Raw genomic sequence first — 14,187 nt, 5'->3', positions numbered from 1 at the left:
TGATTGAAATCTTGGCGACGATGCTGAGGAGTGGCGATGACCACCTTCGAGATCGACCCCGGTCGACTGTTCATCGGGGGACAGTGGCGCGAGGCCGCGGACGGAGCGCGGACCGAGGTGGTCGACCCGTCCCGGGGCGCGGTCGTCACCACCGTCGCGGAGGCGGGCGCCGCCGACGTGGACGCGGCGGTACGGGCGGCCCGCGCGGCCTTCGACTCCGGCGCCTGGTCCGGACTCAGCGGCCGGGAGCGCGGCCGCGTCCTGCTGAAGATCGCGGAACTGATCCGCGCGGAGGCGGACGACATCGCCCGCCTCGAGAGCCTGGACGTCGGCAAGCCGATCACCCTGGCGCACGCGGTCGACGTCACGAACGCGGCCAACGACTACGAGTACTTCGCGACCCTCGCCTTCTCCCTGGAGGGCGGCAACCGCGACACCCCGATGAACGCCCTCGCGTACACCAAGCGCGGACCGATCGGCGTGGTCGCGGCGATCACCCCGTTCAACTTCCCGCTGATCCTGGCCGGCTCCAAGATCGCCCCGGCCCTGGCCGCGGGCAACACGGTCGTCCACAAGCCCGCCGACGAGACCCCGCTCAGCGCCCTGTACATGGCCGGGCTGTTCCAGCGGGCCGGCGTCCCGGACGGCGTCGTCAACGTCGTCACCGGCAGCGGACCGGTGGCCGGCGAGGCGTTGCTGCGCCACCCCGGCGTCGACAAGATCGCCTTCACCGGCTCCACCGCGGTCGGCCGGCACGCCGCGAGCGTCGCCGGGGAGAACCTCAAGCAGGTCACGATGGAGCTCGGCGGCAACGCGGCCCACATCGTCTTCGAGGACGCCGACCTGGAGAAGGCCGTCGGCGCGGTCATCAAGGGCTTCGTCTTCAACACCGGCCAGTTCTGCATGGGCGGCCCGCGCCTGCTGGTGGCCCGCCCGGTCTACAGCACCCTGCTGAACATCCTCGCCGAGGCCGTCCCCGGCGTGCCCGTCGGCGACCCCCGCGCGGTGGAGACCGTCGTGGGCCCGATGGCGGGGGAGAAGCATCTGCGCAAGGTCGAGGAGTACGTCGACCTCGCCCGCAAGGAGGGCGCCCGCATCGTCTGCGGCGGCGAGCGGCTCGACCTCGACGGCGGCTACTACTACAAGCCGACCGTCATCGCCGACCTCGCGAACGACTCCCGGGTCGTCCAGGAGGAGATCTTCGGCCCGGTCCTCACCGTCCAGCCCTTCGACGACGAGGACGAGGCGATCGCCCTCGCCAACTCCACGCCGTACGGGCTGGCCTCGGGCGTCCAGACGGGCAACCTGGCCCGCGCCCACCGGGTCGCCGACCGCCTCCAGGCCGGCATCGTCTGGGTCAACGACTGGGCGATTCTCGACCCCGCCGTGCCCTTCGGCGGCGTCAAGGACTCCGGCTTCGGCCGTGAGTACGGCCCCGAGGCGCTCACCTCGTACACCAAGGTCAAGTCCGTCGTCGTCTCGCTCGACTGAACGCGGTCGCCCAACAGCCTGCGCAGCAAAGGGAGTTCATTCTCATGCCCATCACCACCCGCGCCGCCGTCGTCGAGTCCGGCGGAGCGCCCTTCACCCTCACCGAGGTCGTCCTCGACGACCCCGCCCCGCACGAGGCGGTCGTCCGTCTGGTGGCGGCCGGCCTGTGTCACACCGACCTCGGCGTGGCGAGCGGCGGACTGCCTTTCCCGCTGCCCGGAGTCCTCGGCCACGAGGGCGCGGGCGTCGTGGAGGCGGTCGGCTCGGCCGTCACCGGCGTGGCCCCCGGCGACCACGTCGTGCTGTCCTTCACCTCCTGCGGTGACTGCCGCAACTGCCACGGCGGCCACCCCGCCTACTGCGCGACCTGGCTGCCGCTGAACCTTCTCGGCGGGCGCCGCGCCGACGGCACCAGCACCATCAGCCGGGACGGCGCGGACCTCGGCGGCCACTTCTTCGGCCAGTCGTCCTTCGCCGAGCGGGCGTTGGTCGACGAGCGCAGCCTGGTCAAGGTCGACCCCGAGGTACCGCTGACGTCGATCGCCCCGCTGGGCTGCGGGGTCCAGACCGGCGTCGGCGCCGTCTGGAACGTGCTGAAGCCGGTGACCGGATCCACGATCGTCGTCCTCGGCGCCGGCGCGGTCGGCCTGTCGGCGGTCATGGCGGCCGCGCTCACCCCGGCCACCACGATCATCGCCGTCGACAGGGTCGCCGAACGCCTCGAACTGGCCGGGGAGTTGGGTGCCACCCACACCGTCGACGCCGGTCAGGCCGCTCTCGGCGAGGCCATCGCGGAGATCACCGGCGGGCAGGGCGCCGACGGCATCGTGGAGACCACGGGCAGCACGGCCGTCCTGCGCCAGGGCGTCGACGCGCTGGCCGCCCGCGGCACCCTGGTCATCGTCGGCGCGCCGGCCTTCGGCACCGAGGTCGCCCTCGACGTCAACGGGATGCTGGGCGGCAAGCAGGTCGTCGGTCTCACCCTCGGCGACAGCGAGACGCAGAGCTTCATCCCGGCCCTGGTCGAGCTGGTCAAGGCCGGGCGGCTGCCGCTGGACCGCCTGATCGGGACCTACGCCTTCGAGGACATCGGCCAGGCGGTCCAGGACATGACCTCGGGCAAGACCATCAAGCCGGTGCTCACCTTCTGAGCGCTACTCCACGACCAGGACCAGCTTTCCGGTGGTCCGGCCGGTGTCGCCGAGCCTGTGCGCCTCGGCGGCATCGGCCGGCGGGAAGGTCCCCGCGATCGCGGCGCGCAGCTTCCCCGCCTCGACGAGCTCGGCGACGGCCCGCATCCCCGCCCGGTCGGCGTCCACCAGCATCCGCACCGCCCGGACCCCGAGCCGCGCGGCCTCCTCGTGGAGCTCGGCCGACCCGACCGGCGCGGCCTCCGGCGTCGACGTCTGCCTGCACCTCGTCCGCACGGACCACGGCCATGAACTCGCCAACAAGGTGGCCCGCCGCTGCGTCTGGCCGCCGTACCGCGACGGCGGCCAGGCCCAGTACATCGAACAGCCGGTGCCCGAGGCCGGCGCGGCGAGCACGGCGGCCACCCGCGCCTGGGCCCTGCAACGCCTCGACGAGTCCCTCACCCTCGCCGACCTCGCCGGACACGCCCGGATGAGCCCGCGCACCTTCGCCCGCCGCTTCCACGACGAGGTGGGCCTGAGCCCCGGCCGCTGGCTGATCCAGCGGCGCGTGGTGCACGCCCGGCACCTGCTGGAGGCCAGCGACCTCTCCGTCGACCAGATCGCCGGCCGTGTCGGCTTCGCCACCGGCGCCTCGCTGCGCCAGCACCTGCACGCGGCCATCGGCGTCTCCCCGCAGGCGTACCGCAGGACGTTCCAGGCGGTCCGCTGAACGTTGCGGACCGCTCGGGCGTCGCAGGAGTGCAGGAACGGCCGGTGGAACGGGGACGGGTATGCGCAACGGGTTCGTGGCGGTGGCACTGCTGACGCTGGCGGCGGCCGTGGGATGCCGGGCCGAGGGGGGCGGCGAGGGGGACGTGATCATCGACTACGGGCCGGCGGCGACCCCGTACAGCGGCCCGCTCCACCTCGCCACCGAGGAGCAGTCGGACGAGGACGCCCCGCAGGCCCTGCTCCTCGCCTCGGGCGCCGCGGGCCGTGCGCTGGAGTGCGACGGCGAGATCTCCTGGGGCGGCGGTCCCGACGGATGGAGCGAGGGTGACGGCGGTGACACGCCCGAGGACGGGCTGCGGCTCTACTTCGACCTGTTCGAGCGGCCGGCTCCGCACGCCGGATTCCGGGTGGAGCGCGCGGAGTCCGACCGCGTCCTGTACTCGTACGACGTCGACGGCCGGACGAAGGTGGCGGTCGTCGTCGCCAAGGACCAGAAGGACAGGCCGGGTTGGGGCCCGGAGACCAACGCCTCCTGCGATCCCGCCGAACTCCCCGCGAGCGTCACCGACTCCGGCGACCAGGAGATCTGGACCGACCGGAACGGGAAGCGGATCCCGACCACCACACTGAGCGGCTACGCCGGCGCGGAGCACTGCGACTGGGAGACGGTGCACTTCCTCGGGACGGGCAGAGGCAAGGACCACCGGCAGTACGTCCGCGACCCCGACGGCGCGCTCCCGAGCGAACTGCTCACCGCCCCCTACGACGGTGACGTGTCGATGCCGGCCGATGCGCGCGACACCGGATACCGCTACCGGGACCGGCAGTTGTGGCTGACCGACGACCGCAGGACGGCGTACGTCCGCACGCCCGACGGCGTCGAGGCCTGGCCGCTGGCGAAGGAGACGGTGGCCTGCCTCTGACGGTCGCTCAGCGGCTCGCGTGCAGCGCGACGAGCAACTGCCACACCTGGTCGGCGATCTCACCGGGGGCGCCGTCGAGATCGCCGTGCAGCCAGTCCGCCAGCACTCCGGCGAAGGTCGCGGCGACCGCCGAGGCGACCAGCGGCGCGTCCGCGGCGCCCGCCCGCGTCCGCTGCCGCAGGCTGTAGGCCCGCAGGTCCCGGTGCAGCACCCGGCCGAGCGGCCCGCCGCCGCCCGGCGCGAGCAGGGTGCGGTACAGCGCGGCGTGCGGGGTCAGCGAGCCGAAGAACTCCGCCAGCGCGGCCGGCGCCCGCACCGGGTCCGGCCGCCCCTGCCAGGAGTGCAGGGCCTCCACGGCCTCCCGCACGACATCCGCGCAGGCGTCGACCGCGAGGGCCTCCAGGTCGGGATAGTGCACGTAGAACGTGGCCCGGCCGACCCCCGCCCGCCGCGCCAGCGCGGCCACCCCGACCTCCTCCAGAGGCCGCTCGGCGCACTCCTCGAGCAGCGCGGAGCGCAGCCTCGCCCGGGTGCGGGCCGCCCGCGGGTCCTCGGGCTCGCCGCGGGTCACTGTGCGATCAGGACGGCGGCCAGCGCGAGCGCGCCCGGCAGCGCCTGCGCGACCAGGATCCGCCGGTTCGCCGTCACCGCGCCGTACACGCCCGCGACGATCACACAGGACAGGAAGAACACCTGCGCCCGGTATCCGGTCGGATCGGCCGCGATCAGCCCCCACACCAGCCCGGCCGCCAGAAACCCGTTGTAGAGCCCCTGGTTGGCGGCCATCGCGGCGGTCCTCTTCGCCATCTCCGCATCGAACCCGTGAAAGCCCGTCCCCGGCTTCTTCTGCCACAGGAACATCTCCATCACCAGGATGTAGACATGCAGCGCAGCCACCAGAACGACGAGCACGTTCGCCAGGATTTCCATGATCTCCCTCAACTTCTTGGACAGGTGTCCCGTTATAGTGGACACCTGTCCAAGAAGTCCAGCTGTCGGTGGCGACCGCCGGCCTGCGGCGCATGACCGACGAACGTGTACGTGCGGCCCGCGCGCAGGACATACCGGGGCTCGTCGCCTCCAGCGCGGGGCTCTTCGCCGAGGACGCCGGCATGAGAGACCCGAGCGTGGACGCGAACCGGCCGCGCGAACACGGCGCGGTCTCCTTCGCCGCCGCTCTCGAGGACCGGTCCCGCCTCGTGCTGGTCGTGGAGCAGGACCGACAGGTGGCCGGCCATCTGACGGGATCGGTGACCGAACCCTCGGCCATGCGGCCGGTCAAGTCGGCCACGCTCGTGAGCATGTACGTCCGCCCCGCCCACCGCCGCTTCGGCGCGGGCGCCCGACTCGTCGAGGCCTTCTTCTCCTGGGCGGCCGAACAGGGGGCCGGGCAGGCCGAGGTGACCGCCTGCGCGGCCGACGCCGACGCGATCCGCTTCTGCGAACGCCACGGCTTCGCCCCGCGCTCCCTCACGCTGCGCAGCACCCTCTGGCGGCCACCCGCGAGGCGTGGACTGCGCCGGGGCGCGGATCGCGGGCACACTGAGAGCATGACGCCTGTACCCGCTCGCGCCGCGAAGCAGCGCAAGATCGACAGTCTGTATCGGCTGGAGCACGACGTCGACGCCTGGGTCGCCACGGCCGGGGTGGAAGGGGCGGAGCCGTATCTGGTGCCGCTCTCCTTCGTCTGGGACGGTGCGACGCTGCTCTTCGCCACGCCTGCCACCAGCCCCACCGGCCGCAATCTGCTGGCCACCGGCGTCGCGCGGATCGCGGTCGGTCCGACCCAGGACGTCGTGATGATCGAGGGCGCCGCGGTGGCCGTGCCGCCCGCCGAGCTGCCGGAGGAGGACGCGGAGATCTTCGCGGGCAAGACGGGCTTCGACCCGCGCGTACTGTCCGCGCCCTACCTGTACTTCCATGTCCTGCCCCGCCGGATCCAGGCCTGGCGTACGGCCGTCGAGATCCAGGGGCGGGAGCTGATGCGGGACGGGGAGTGGCTGGTGGCCGACTGATACCGGCGAGTCCGCGCGTTCGCGGGGCCGCCCGCGCGGTGGGTTCGTGTTCCGGTCTCCTCGACGTGACCGCCCGCCCCGCGCCCGAGGCGCGAAAAAGCCCCGCCGCGACGGGGGAACGCGGCGGGGCCTGACTGACGGGTGCCCGGTGGGAGCACCTTCATGCATCCCCGCGGCAGATTTTTCTACGGAATCTCGGGAGCGCCGCCGTCCGCTTCCAGCACGAACACCGGGATCACCCGGTCCGTCTTCTCCTGGTACTCGGCGTACGGCGGATACGCCGCGACGGCGCGCTCCCACCACTCGTCCTTCTCCGCGCCGGTGACCTCGCGGGCCGCCATGTCCTGCTTCCGGGGCCCGTCCTGGAGCTCGACCTGCGGATCGGCCTTGAGGTTGTGATACCAGACCGGGTGCTTCGGCGCCCCGCCCTGGGAGGCGACCAGGGCGTACCGGCCGTCGTGCTCGACCCGCATCAGCGGCGTCTTGCGGAGCTTCCCGCTCTTCACGCCCCGGGTCGTCAGCAGGATGACGGGCATCCCGGTGTCCATCAGCGTCGTCCCCTTGGTGCCCCCGGAGCTCTCGTACAGCTCCACCTGTTCGCGCACCCACTGCGTCGGGCTGGGTTCGTACTCGCCTTCGAGAGGCATGGCATCCGTCCCCTTCGTCGTCGTGCCGTCACTGTCGTCGCGGCGGCCGTGTCACTCACGTCGGACTCGCACCGTGCTTCAACACCGGTACCCGCGCGATTCATCCGCCCGTGGACATGTCTACGCCACCATCCGCACGGCCAGCACCGTCATCACCCCGCTCGACACCAGCGCCGTCACCAGCCGCCCCCGGTGACCGGTCAGCGCCCTGCCCAGCAGCGCGCCGCCGCCGGCGAGCGCGAGTTGCCAGCTCGCGGAGGCGGCGAAGGCCGCCAGCACGAACACGCCCTGCTCCAGGGGCCGTACGGAGTCGGCGGCGCCGCTGCTGCCGAGGACCAGCGCGGCGAAGTAGATCACGGTCGTCGGGTTCAGGAGGGTGATGCCGAGAAAGCTCAGATACGCCCGGGTCGGGCTCGGCGGAGGCGGCGTGGACCGGGTGGCGAGCCGGTGCGCCCGGTACCTGCGTACCGCCGTCAGCGCGCCCAGCGCCGCCAGCACCAGCAGGACCAGCGCCGAGGCCCAGCTCAGCGGCGTCAGCACCGGCCGCAGCACGGCGGCGACGGCGGCGCCCCCGACCGTGGCGACCAGGGCGTAGAGCCCGTCGGCGGTGGCGACGCCGAGCGCGGCGCACATGCCGGTGCGCAGGGAGGTGCGGGCGGTGAGCGAGACGAGGTAGGTCCCGACCGCGCCGACCGGCACGGCGATGCCGTAACCCGCGACCAGGCCCGCGACGAGCGCGGCCGTCACGGTCGTGCGGCGTAGGTCCTCCGGGGACGGCCGGGCTGCTGTCGGCCCGTCGCCGGAAGAGCGGCGGCGGACGGCAGTGGCGGAAGAGCGTCGAATGTGGCCATGGCCGGATCCTGTGGGCGACGACCGGCCGACGGCAACCGGTTTTCCCGACGCCGTCCCAAGAGTGCCGTTTCGGAGCGAATGGTTCCGGCCGTTTCGTCCGATTGGTCGATCTGGCCGAACTGCACGTCGCTCCATAGATGCCCGGGGCATCTAATGAAGATCGGCACGATCGGCACGACGCACCCTTCGTCTGCGAGGTCACCCATGACGGACACGACGGACACGACACATACGACAGACACGACCGGCATGCCGGACGCGACAGGCGCGGCAGATGTGGCACCCGCGGCAGATCCGACGGCCGTCGCCTTCCCTCAGGACCGCACCTGCCCCTACCGGCCGCCCGCCGCCTACGACCCCCTGCGCGCCTCCCGTCCGCTGGGCCGCGTCACCCTCTACGACGGCTCCACCGCCTGGCTGGTCAGCGGGCACGACGCGGCCCGCGCCCTGCTCTCCGACCCCCGCCTGTCCACCGACCGCACCCGCCCCGGCTACCCGGCGACCTCGCCCCGCTTCAAGGCGCTGCTCGACCGCCGGGCCGCCCTGCTCAACGTCGACGACCCCGAACACCACGCCCAGCGCCGCCTGCTGGTCGCGAACTTCACCCTCAAACGGGCCACCGCCCTGCGCCCGGCCATCCGGCGGATCGTCGACGAGCGGATCGACGCGATGCTCGCCCAGGGACCGCCCGCGGAGCTCGTGAACGCGTTCGCGCTGCCCGTGCCGTCCACGGTGATCTGCGAACTCCTCGGCGTTCCGTACGCCGACCACGAGTTCTTCGAGGAGCAGTCCCGACGGATGCTGCGCAGCCGGGACCCGGGGGAGGTGCGCGACGCCCGCGACCGGCTCGACGCCTACCTCGGCGCCCTGATCGACCGCAAACTGGCGGCCCCGGCCGGCGGAGGCGTCCTCGACGCCCTGGTCCGCGAGCAGTTGACCGACGGCACGGTGGACCGGGAGGAGGCGATCGCCCTGGCCACGATCCTGCTGGTCGCGGGCCATGAGACGACCGCCAACATGATCTCCCTCGGCGCCTACACCCTGCTCCGGCACCCCGAGCGGCTCGCCGAGCTGCGCGCCGACCCCGCGCTGCTGCCGGCGGCCGTCGAGGAGCTGATGCGGATGCTGTCCATCGCGGACGGGCTGCTGCGGCTGGCCACCGAGGACATCGAGGTGGCCGGCACGACGATCCGGGCCGGCGAGGGCGTCGTCTTCGCGACGTCGGTCATCAACCGCGACGAGAGCGCCTACCCGGCGCCGGACACCCTCGACTGGCACCGCTCCGCCCGCCACCACGTGGCGTTCGGCTTCGGCATCCACCAGTGCCTCGGCCAGAACCTGGCCCGCGCCGAGCTGGAGATCGCCCTGGGCGCCCTCTTCGAGCGGCTCCCCGGCCTGCGTCTCGCCGTCGCGCCCGACGAGGTCCGCTTCAAGCCCGGCGACACCATCCAGGGGATGCTCGAACTCCCCGTGACCTGGTAAGAGGCTCCCTGGATGCACAGCGACGAGAACGGCCCGCACGCCGACGACGACACGTATCCCGACGACGACACGTACCCCGACCCCCACATCCGCATCGACACGGACGTCTGCATCGGCGCCGGCCAGTGCGTCCTGTCCGCGCCGAGCGTCTTCACCCAGGACGACGACGGCTTCAGCGCCCTGCTGCCCGGCAGGGAGGACGGCGGCGGCGATCCGATGCTCCGGGAGGCCGCGCGGGCCTGCCCGGTCGGCGCGATCAAGGTGTCCGAGACGGCCCGCTGACTCACCCCAGCAGCAGCCGCGCCGCCTCGCGGGCCTCGGCCGCCGGGGCGGCGTCGCCGCTGATCCCGGCCGTCGCCATCGCCCCCTCGGCCAGCAGGAACAGCGGGCCGGTCAGCGCGGGCGGCAGCCCGGCGTCGGCGACCAGGCCGGCCAGGTAGTCGCGGAACTCCCGCTTGTGCGCCCGCACTTGGCGGGTCACCCGCTCCGAGGTGGCGCCCAGTTCGCCGTACGCGTTGATCCAGGCACAGCCCCGGAACCCGGGCTCACGGAACCACTCCTCCAGCCAGTCGAACACGGCCGGGATCCGCTCCCGGGGGTCCTCCCGCCGGGCGACGGACTCCGCGAGCGACCCGCGCCAGCGCGCGTCCCGCCGCTCCAGATAGGCCTCCACCAACTGCTCCTTGGCCGGGAACAGCCGGTACAGCCGCTTGAGCGAGACCCCCGAGGAGCCGCGGACGTCGTCCATGCCGACGGCCTGCACGCCGCGCCCGTAGAACAGCGTCTCCGCGGCGTCGAGTACCTGCTCACGGGCTGTTGCGCTGTCCATGGGCGACCACCGATCCTCAGGGCTTCCTTGACGGGAGAACGAGCGTTCTCTACGTTAGCAGCCGCGAGGGAGAACGCCCGTTCTCGCTCGGTTTGGGAGCTGAGGAGAAGCCATGTCGGACGCCCGTCCACCCCTGCCGCCCTTCACCCGGGAGACCGCGGCCCGAAAGGTCCAGGCGGCCGAGGACGCCTGGAACACCCGCGACCCGCAGAAGGTCGCGCTCGCCTACTCCGAGGACTCGGTCTGGCGCAATCGCGGCACCTTCCTCACCGGCCGCGCCGCGATCGTCGACTTCCTCACCGCCAAGTGGGCGCGCGAGCACGAGTACGCGCTCCGCAAGGACCTGTGGGCCCACGACGGCAACCGCATCGCCGTCCGCTTCCAGTACGAGTCGCGCGACGCCGACGGGCAGTGGTGGCGCAGCTACGGCAACGAGCTGTGGGAGTTCGACGAGCGCGGGCTGATGACCCGCCGCGAGGCCGGCATCGACGACGTGCCGATCGAGGCGGCGGACCGCCGGATCCACGGCCCGCGCCCCGAGACCGAACGCGGCCGGTCCTTCCCGCTTGAGTAGGGTTCCCGGGTGAGCCAACAGGACGAACAGCCGCCCTTTCTCTACGTCGTCGTCTGCGCCGCAGGCATCGCCGCGGACGTCGGCAAGCTGATCACCGCCGCGCAGGAGCGGGAGTGGCATGTCGGTGTCATCGCGACGCCGCACGCCATGAACGGCTTCTTCGACACAGCCGCCGTCGAGGCGCAGACCGGGCGTCCGATCCGCTCCGCCTGGCGGCGCCCGGGCGACCCACGGCCGTTCCCGGAGCCCGACGCGGTGGTCGTCGCCCCGGCCACCTTCAACACCGTCAACAAGTGGGCGGCCGGCATCGCCGACACCCTGGCCCTGGGCACCCTGTGCGAGGTCTGCGGCCTCGGCGTCCCCGTAGGCGTCCTGCCCTGCGTGAACGAGACCCTCGGCGGCCACCCCGCCTACCAGGACAGTCTGATACGGCTGCGCGGCATGGGCGTCCGGTTCGGGTACCCGTACGACGGTGCGGCGGGCGAGGAATTCGGGTGGGAGCGGGCCCTGGACCTGATTGAGTGAACATGTACCCACACTGATGTCAGGAGCGGCGACGATGCAGTACGTGAAGCTCGGTTCGACGGGTCTGGACGTGTCGCGGATCTGTCTGGGCTGTATGACCTACGGACTCCCCGACCGGGGCGCGCACGAGTGGACCCTCGACGAGGAGGCGTCCCGGCCGCTGATCCGGCAGGCGCTGGACGCCGGCATCAACTTCTTCGACACGGCGAACGTCTACTCGGACGGCACCAGCGAGGAGATCGTCGGCAGGGCGCTGCGCGAGTTCGCCCGCCGGGACGAGATCGTGCTCGCGACGAAGGTGCACGGCCGGATGCGGCCCGGCCCCAACGGCGGCGGTCTGTCCCGCAAGGCGGTCCTGTCCGAGATCGACCACAGCCTGAGCCGTCTCGGCACCGACTACGTCGACCTGTACCAGATCCACCGCTTCGACCCGCACACCCCGGTCGAGGAGACGATGGAGGCGCTGCACGACCTGGTGCGGGCGGGCAAGGTCCGCTACCTCGGGGCGAGTTCGATGTACGCCTGGCAGTTCGCCAAGATGCAGCACGCCGCCGAGCGGCACGGCTGGACGAAGTTCGTCTCCATGCAGAACCACTACAACCTCCTCTACCGAGAGGAGGAGCGCGAGATGCTGCCGCTCTGCGCGGACCAGGGCGTCGGCGTGCTGCCCTGGAGCCCGCTGGCCCGCGGCCGCCTCACCCGCGACTGGGGGACGCGGACCGGGCGCAGCGCCACGGACGGCTTCGGCGACACCCTCTACCCGGAGGGCGACCGGGCGATCGTCGAGGCGGTCACCCGTATCGCCGAGGCCCGGGGCGTGCCCCGCGCCCAGGTGGCCCTCGCCTGGCTCCTCCACCAGGACACGGTGACGTCCCCGATCGTCGGAGCCTCGAAGCCCCAGCACATCGAGGACGCGGTGGCGGCAGTGGAACTGACCCTGACCGAGAAGGAGTCGGAGGAGCTCCAGCAGCCCTACACGCCCCATCCGATCGCCGGCCACTGAACCTTCCCGTCGCTTTCGCCGGGCCCGGGGTGGGCTCACCACGGGCTCCGTGCGGGCCCTGCGGTGCGAATTCGGCGCCGCAGGGACCCGCGCCCTCGCTGACGGCCAGCGGCACCGGCTCCCCGCTCATCGACACCGTCCGGTAGAAGGAGCCGATGCGCTGCGCGGAGCGGCCCACGTAGTGCCCGATGAACGACCGGCGGAACCGGTCGGCGCTGCGGTTGGGCCGCGAGCCGTGCACCAGGCTGCCGTTGAAGAACAGCACGTCGCCCGGTTCCATGTCGACCGGCGCCGCCGTGAGCCCGGGCGGCGGGGGCACGTACTCGCGCGCGAACGACAGCTCCGCGTCGGCCTCCTCCGGGCAGTACAGGTCCATCCGGTGGGTGCCGGGCACCACTTCCAGACCGCCGTTGTCCCGGTCGATCACGTCACAGGCCAGCCAGGCCGCCACGCAGGTGCCCGGCTCGACCCGCAGATAGAAGTTGTCCTGGTGCAGCGCCTGCCCCCGGGCGCCGGGCGGCTTGAAGTAGAACATGCTCTGCGCGGCCGGCGGCTCCTCGCCGAGCAACTCCGTCAGCACACCCCGCAGCCGGGCGTCCAGCAGCGCCCGCCGGGCCGGGGCGCTGATCTCGTGCGGGTTCATCACCCTCGGGTAGGCGTGCAGCGGATCGGCGGTCCCGGGGCCCGGCTCGAAGTGGCCGGGAACCGGCCGCCCGGCCGCGTGCAGCGCCGCGAACTCCGCGCACAGCCGCCCGACTTCGCCGTCCCCGAACAGTGCGCGGACGACGGTGAAGCCGTCCTCCCGGTACTGCCGCAGCCCGGCCCGGGTCAGGATGGCCGTTCCCGCGGCGTCGATGCCCGTGACTGTCATGCGTGCCCTCCTCGGTCGTCAACTGTCCTCGACACCGTCACGCCAGGCCGACGCACCCCACCCGGAGGATGTCCATGCGTGCTGACGACCTGCCCGGGACTGCCGCCTCGGGGGTTCCCTCCCCGCCGCCCGGCCTGGTGGTGGTCGGTCACTTCGACGAGGGGGCCGGTTACGGCATCGACCGGCCCCGGGGCTCGGACAGTTGGCTGTTCGCCTGGACGACGGACGGGGGCGGCCGGCTGTGCCAGGGCGCGAGCGAGGTGCGGGCCGGCGTCGGTGACCTGGTGGTGCTCGCGCCGGGCGTCCCGCACTCCTACGGCATCGAACCCGGGGCCCGGAACTGGCGGTTCTGGTGGGCCCACTGCCAGGCCCGCCCGTCCTGGACGCCCTGGCTGCGCCCGTACGACACCGGGGACGGCCTGTACCGCGTCGGCCCCGTCCCCGCCGCCCTGCACGACCGGATCGGGGCGGCCTGGCGGCGCGTGTGCGCCGACGCCCGGTGGACCGGCGGGGAAGAGCCGGCCGGCGGGGACGGGATCGTGGTGGCGCAAGGGGCCGCCGCGCGGGAACTCGCCCTGTGCGCGCTGGAAGAGGCCGTCCTGCCGGCCACCGCCTCGGCGCGCGCCCCGCGCCGCCGGCCGGCCTCGACGACCGGGTGCGCCGGGCGCAGGCGCGGATGGCGGCCGACCCCGGCGCCCCGCACACTGTCCGCTCGCTCGCCGAGGAACTCGCCCTGTCCCCCTCGCGGTTCGCCCATCTGTTCACGGAACAGGTAGGTCAGGCCCCGATGCGAGTCCTGCGCGAGACCCGACTGCACTGCGGCACGGCTGTTGCAGGCCACCGACCTGCCCGTGGAACGCGTGGCGCGGGCCTCGGGCTTCGCGAGCGCCTTCCACTTCAGCCGCGTCTTCCGCGCCCGCTACGGGACACCCCCGGGCGCGTACCGGGACGGAATGCGCCCGGCAATTACCGACCCGAAAGGGACATGAACAGGGCATCAAAAGGGACACCGATACAGTGACCGCCCCGCCAGGGCTCGGAAGCGACGCCGGGACCCCGAACCCGGATTGACGTTTCGTCAAAATTCTTCGCCGCGCACACTATGCACGA

At 72.7% G+C, this 14,187-nt stretch carries 14 protein-coding genes and 5 pseudogenes; 12 read left to right on the top strand and 7 right to left on the bottom strand.

Annotated features, from left to right (window positions below; translation table 11 throughout):
- Positions 1 to 36: 36 nt before the first annotated feature.
- The gene (locus tag AB0J04_RS16345; RefSeq protein WP_363169089.1) at positions 37 to 1,491 is read left to right on the top strand and encodes an aldehyde dehydrogenase family protein; all 1,455 of its coding nucleotides are present in this window, start codon (positions 37 to 39) and stop codon (positions 1,489 to 1,491) included.
- A 44-nt stretch (positions 1,492 to 1,535) separates the two neighbouring features.
- Entirely contained in the window at positions 1,536 to 2,642 is a 1,107-nt protein-coding gene (locus AB0J04_RS16340; RefSeq protein WP_363169088.1) for an NAD(P)-dependent alcohol dehydrogenase, read from the top strand.
- A 3-nt stretch (positions 2,643 to 2,645) separates the two neighbouring features.
- Here the strand turns inward: AB0J04_RS16340 and AB0J04_RS16335 are convergent.
- Positions 2,646 to 2,876 (bottom strand): annotated as a pseudogene (locus AB0J04_RS16335) (zinc-binding dehydrogenase); the annotation flags it as partial.
- Here AB0J04_RS16335 and AB0J04_RS16330 point away from each other — a divergent pair.
- Together AB0J04_RS16330 and AB0J04_RS16325 are read left to right on the top strand one after the other, a co-directional pair.
- Positions 2,875 to 3,354, top strand: a pseudogene (locus AB0J04_RS16330) (helix-turn-helix domain-containing protein); the annotation flags it as partial. The pseudogenes AB0J04_RS16335 and AB0J04_RS16330 sit on opposite strands and share 2 nt — an antisense overlap.
- Before the next feature lie 61 nt (positions 3,355 to 3,415).
- Positions 3,416 to 4,279: a hypothetical protein gene (locus AB0J04_RS16325; protein WP_363169087.1), complete on the top strand. Its 864-nt coding sequence runs from the start codon at positions 3,416 to 3,418 to the stop codon at positions 4,277 to 4,279.
- A 7-nt stretch (positions 4,280 to 4,286) separates the two neighbouring features.
- Here the strand turns inward: AB0J04_RS16325 and AB0J04_RS16320 are convergent, their stop codons facing one another.
- A complete protein-coding gene (locus AB0J04_RS16320) occupies positions 4,287 to 4,850 on the bottom strand; it encodes a TetR/AcrR family transcriptional regulator (protein WP_363169086.1) in 564 nt (187 codons plus the stop codon).
- On the bottom strand, positions 4,847 to 5,209 hold the full coding sequence (locus AB0J04_RS16315; RefSeq protein ID WP_363169085.1) for a DUF1304 domain-containing protein: 363 nt from the start codon (positions 5,207 to 5,209) through the stop codon (positions 4,847 to 4,849). Before AB0J04_RS16315 ends, AB0J04_RS16320 begins: the two co-directional genes overlap by 4 nt.
- Positions 5,210 to 5,301: 92 nt before the next feature.
- Between AB0J04_RS16315 and AB0J04_RS16310 the strand changes: the two are divergent.
- Both AB0J04_RS16310 and AB0J04_RS16305 read left to right on the top strand, forming a co-directional pair.
- Positions 5,302 to 5,730: pseudogene (locus AB0J04_RS16310) on the top strand (GNAT family N-acetyltransferase); the annotation flags it as partial.
- Between the two features lie 99 nt (positions 5,731 to 5,829).
- The gene (locus AB0J04_RS16305; protein ID WP_363169144.1) at positions 5,830 to 6,294 is read left to right on the top strand and encodes a pyridoxamine 5'-phosphate oxidase family protein; all 465 of its coding nucleotides are present in this window, start codon (positions 5,830 to 5,832) and stop codon (positions 6,292 to 6,294) included.
- Between the two features lie 185 nt (positions 6,295 to 6,479).
- Here the strand turns inward: AB0J04_RS16305 and AB0J04_RS16300 are convergent, their stop codons facing one another.
- Positions 6,480 to 6,941 (bottom strand): nitroreductase family deazaflavin-dependent oxidoreductase, encoded by a 462-nt coding sequence (locus AB0J04_RS16300; protein WP_363169084.1) that lies wholly within the window; start codon positions 6,939 to 6,941, stop codon positions 6,480 to 6,482.
- 120 nt (positions 6,942 to 7,061) lie between these two features.
- Positions 7,062 to 7,688: a LysE family transporter gene (locus tag AB0J04_RS16295; protein WP_363169083.1), complete on the bottom strand. Its 627-nt coding sequence runs from the start codon at positions 7,686 to 7,688 to the stop codon at positions 7,062 to 7,064.
- A gap of 354 nt (positions 7,689 to 8,042) precedes the next feature.
- Here AB0J04_RS16295 and AB0J04_RS16290 point away from each other — a divergent pair, with 354 nt between their 5' ends.
- Both AB0J04_RS16290 and AB0J04_RS16285 read left to right on the top strand, forming a co-directional pair.
- Complete coding sequence (locus tag AB0J04_RS16290; RefSeq protein WP_363169143.1) at positions 8,043 to 9,275, top strand: cytochrome P450; 1,233 nt, start codon at positions 8,043 to 8,045, stop codon at positions 9,273 to 9,275.
- Between the two features lie 87 nt (positions 9,276 to 9,362).
- A complete protein-coding gene (locus AB0J04_RS16285) occupies positions 9,363 to 9,557 on the top strand; it encodes a ferredoxin (protein ID WP_363169142.1) in 195 nt (64 codons plus the stop codon).
- Position 9,558: 1 nt separating this feature from the next.
- On the opposite strand, the gene AB0J04_RS16280 is transcribed toward AB0J04_RS16285, so the two are convergent.
- Positions 9,559 to 10,104, bottom strand: a complete 546-nt coding sequence (locus tag AB0J04_RS16280; protein WP_363169082.1) for a TetR/AcrR family transcriptional regulator — start codon at positions 10,102 to 10,104, stop codon at positions 9,559 to 9,561.
- A gap of 112 nt (positions 10,105 to 10,216) precedes the next feature.
- Between AB0J04_RS16280 and AB0J04_RS16275 the strand changes: the two genes are divergently transcribed.
- Genes AB0J04_RS16275 through AB0J04_RS16265 form a run of 3 tightly spaced genes read left to right on the top strand, consistent with a single transcriptional unit; the run spans position 10,217 to position 12,206 of the window.
- The gene (locus AB0J04_RS16275; RefSeq protein WP_363169081.1) at positions 10,217 to 10,678 is read left to right on the top strand and encodes a nuclear transport factor 2 family protein; all 462 of its coding nucleotides are present in this window, start codon (positions 10,217 to 10,219) and stop codon (positions 10,676 to 10,678) included.
- A 9-nt stretch (positions 10,679 to 10,687) separates the two neighbouring features.
- Positions 10,688 to 11,203 carry a flavoprotein gene (locus tag AB0J04_RS16270; protein WP_363169080.1) on the top strand — a complete coding sequence of 172 codons (516 nt, stop codon included), beginning with the start codon at positions 10,688 to 10,690 and terminating at the stop codon, positions 11,201 to 11,203.
- Positions 11,204 to 11,237: 34 nt separating this feature from the next.
- Positions 11,238 to 12,206: an aldo/keto reductase gene (locus AB0J04_RS16265; RefSeq protein WP_363169079.1), complete on the top strand. Its 969-nt coding sequence runs from the start codon at positions 11,238 to 11,240 to the stop codon at positions 12,204 to 12,206.
- Between the two features lie 49 nt (positions 12,207 to 12,255).
- On the opposite strand, the pseudogene AB0J04_RS16260 reads toward AB0J04_RS16265, so the two are convergent.
- Positions 12,256 to 13,077: pseudogene (locus AB0J04_RS16260) on the bottom strand (phytanoyl-CoA dioxygenase family protein); the annotation flags it as partial.
- Between the two features lie 74 nt (positions 13,078 to 13,151).
- On the opposite strand from AB0J04_RS16260, the pseudogene AB0J04_RS16255 reads away from it, so the two are divergent.
- Positions 13,152 to 14,066 (top strand): annotated as a pseudogene (locus AB0J04_RS16255) (helix-turn-helix domain-containing protein).
- The last annotated feature ends 121 nt before the right edge of the window (positions 14,067 to 14,187 follow it).

Origin of the sequence: Streptomyces sp. NPDC050263, from assembly GCF_040655955.1 — a bacterium.
Taxonomy (GTDB): Bacteria; Actinomycetota; Actinomycetes; order Streptomycetales; family Streptomycetaceae; genus Streptomyces.
This window is presented reverse-complemented; position numbering and strand designations above follow the sequence as displayed.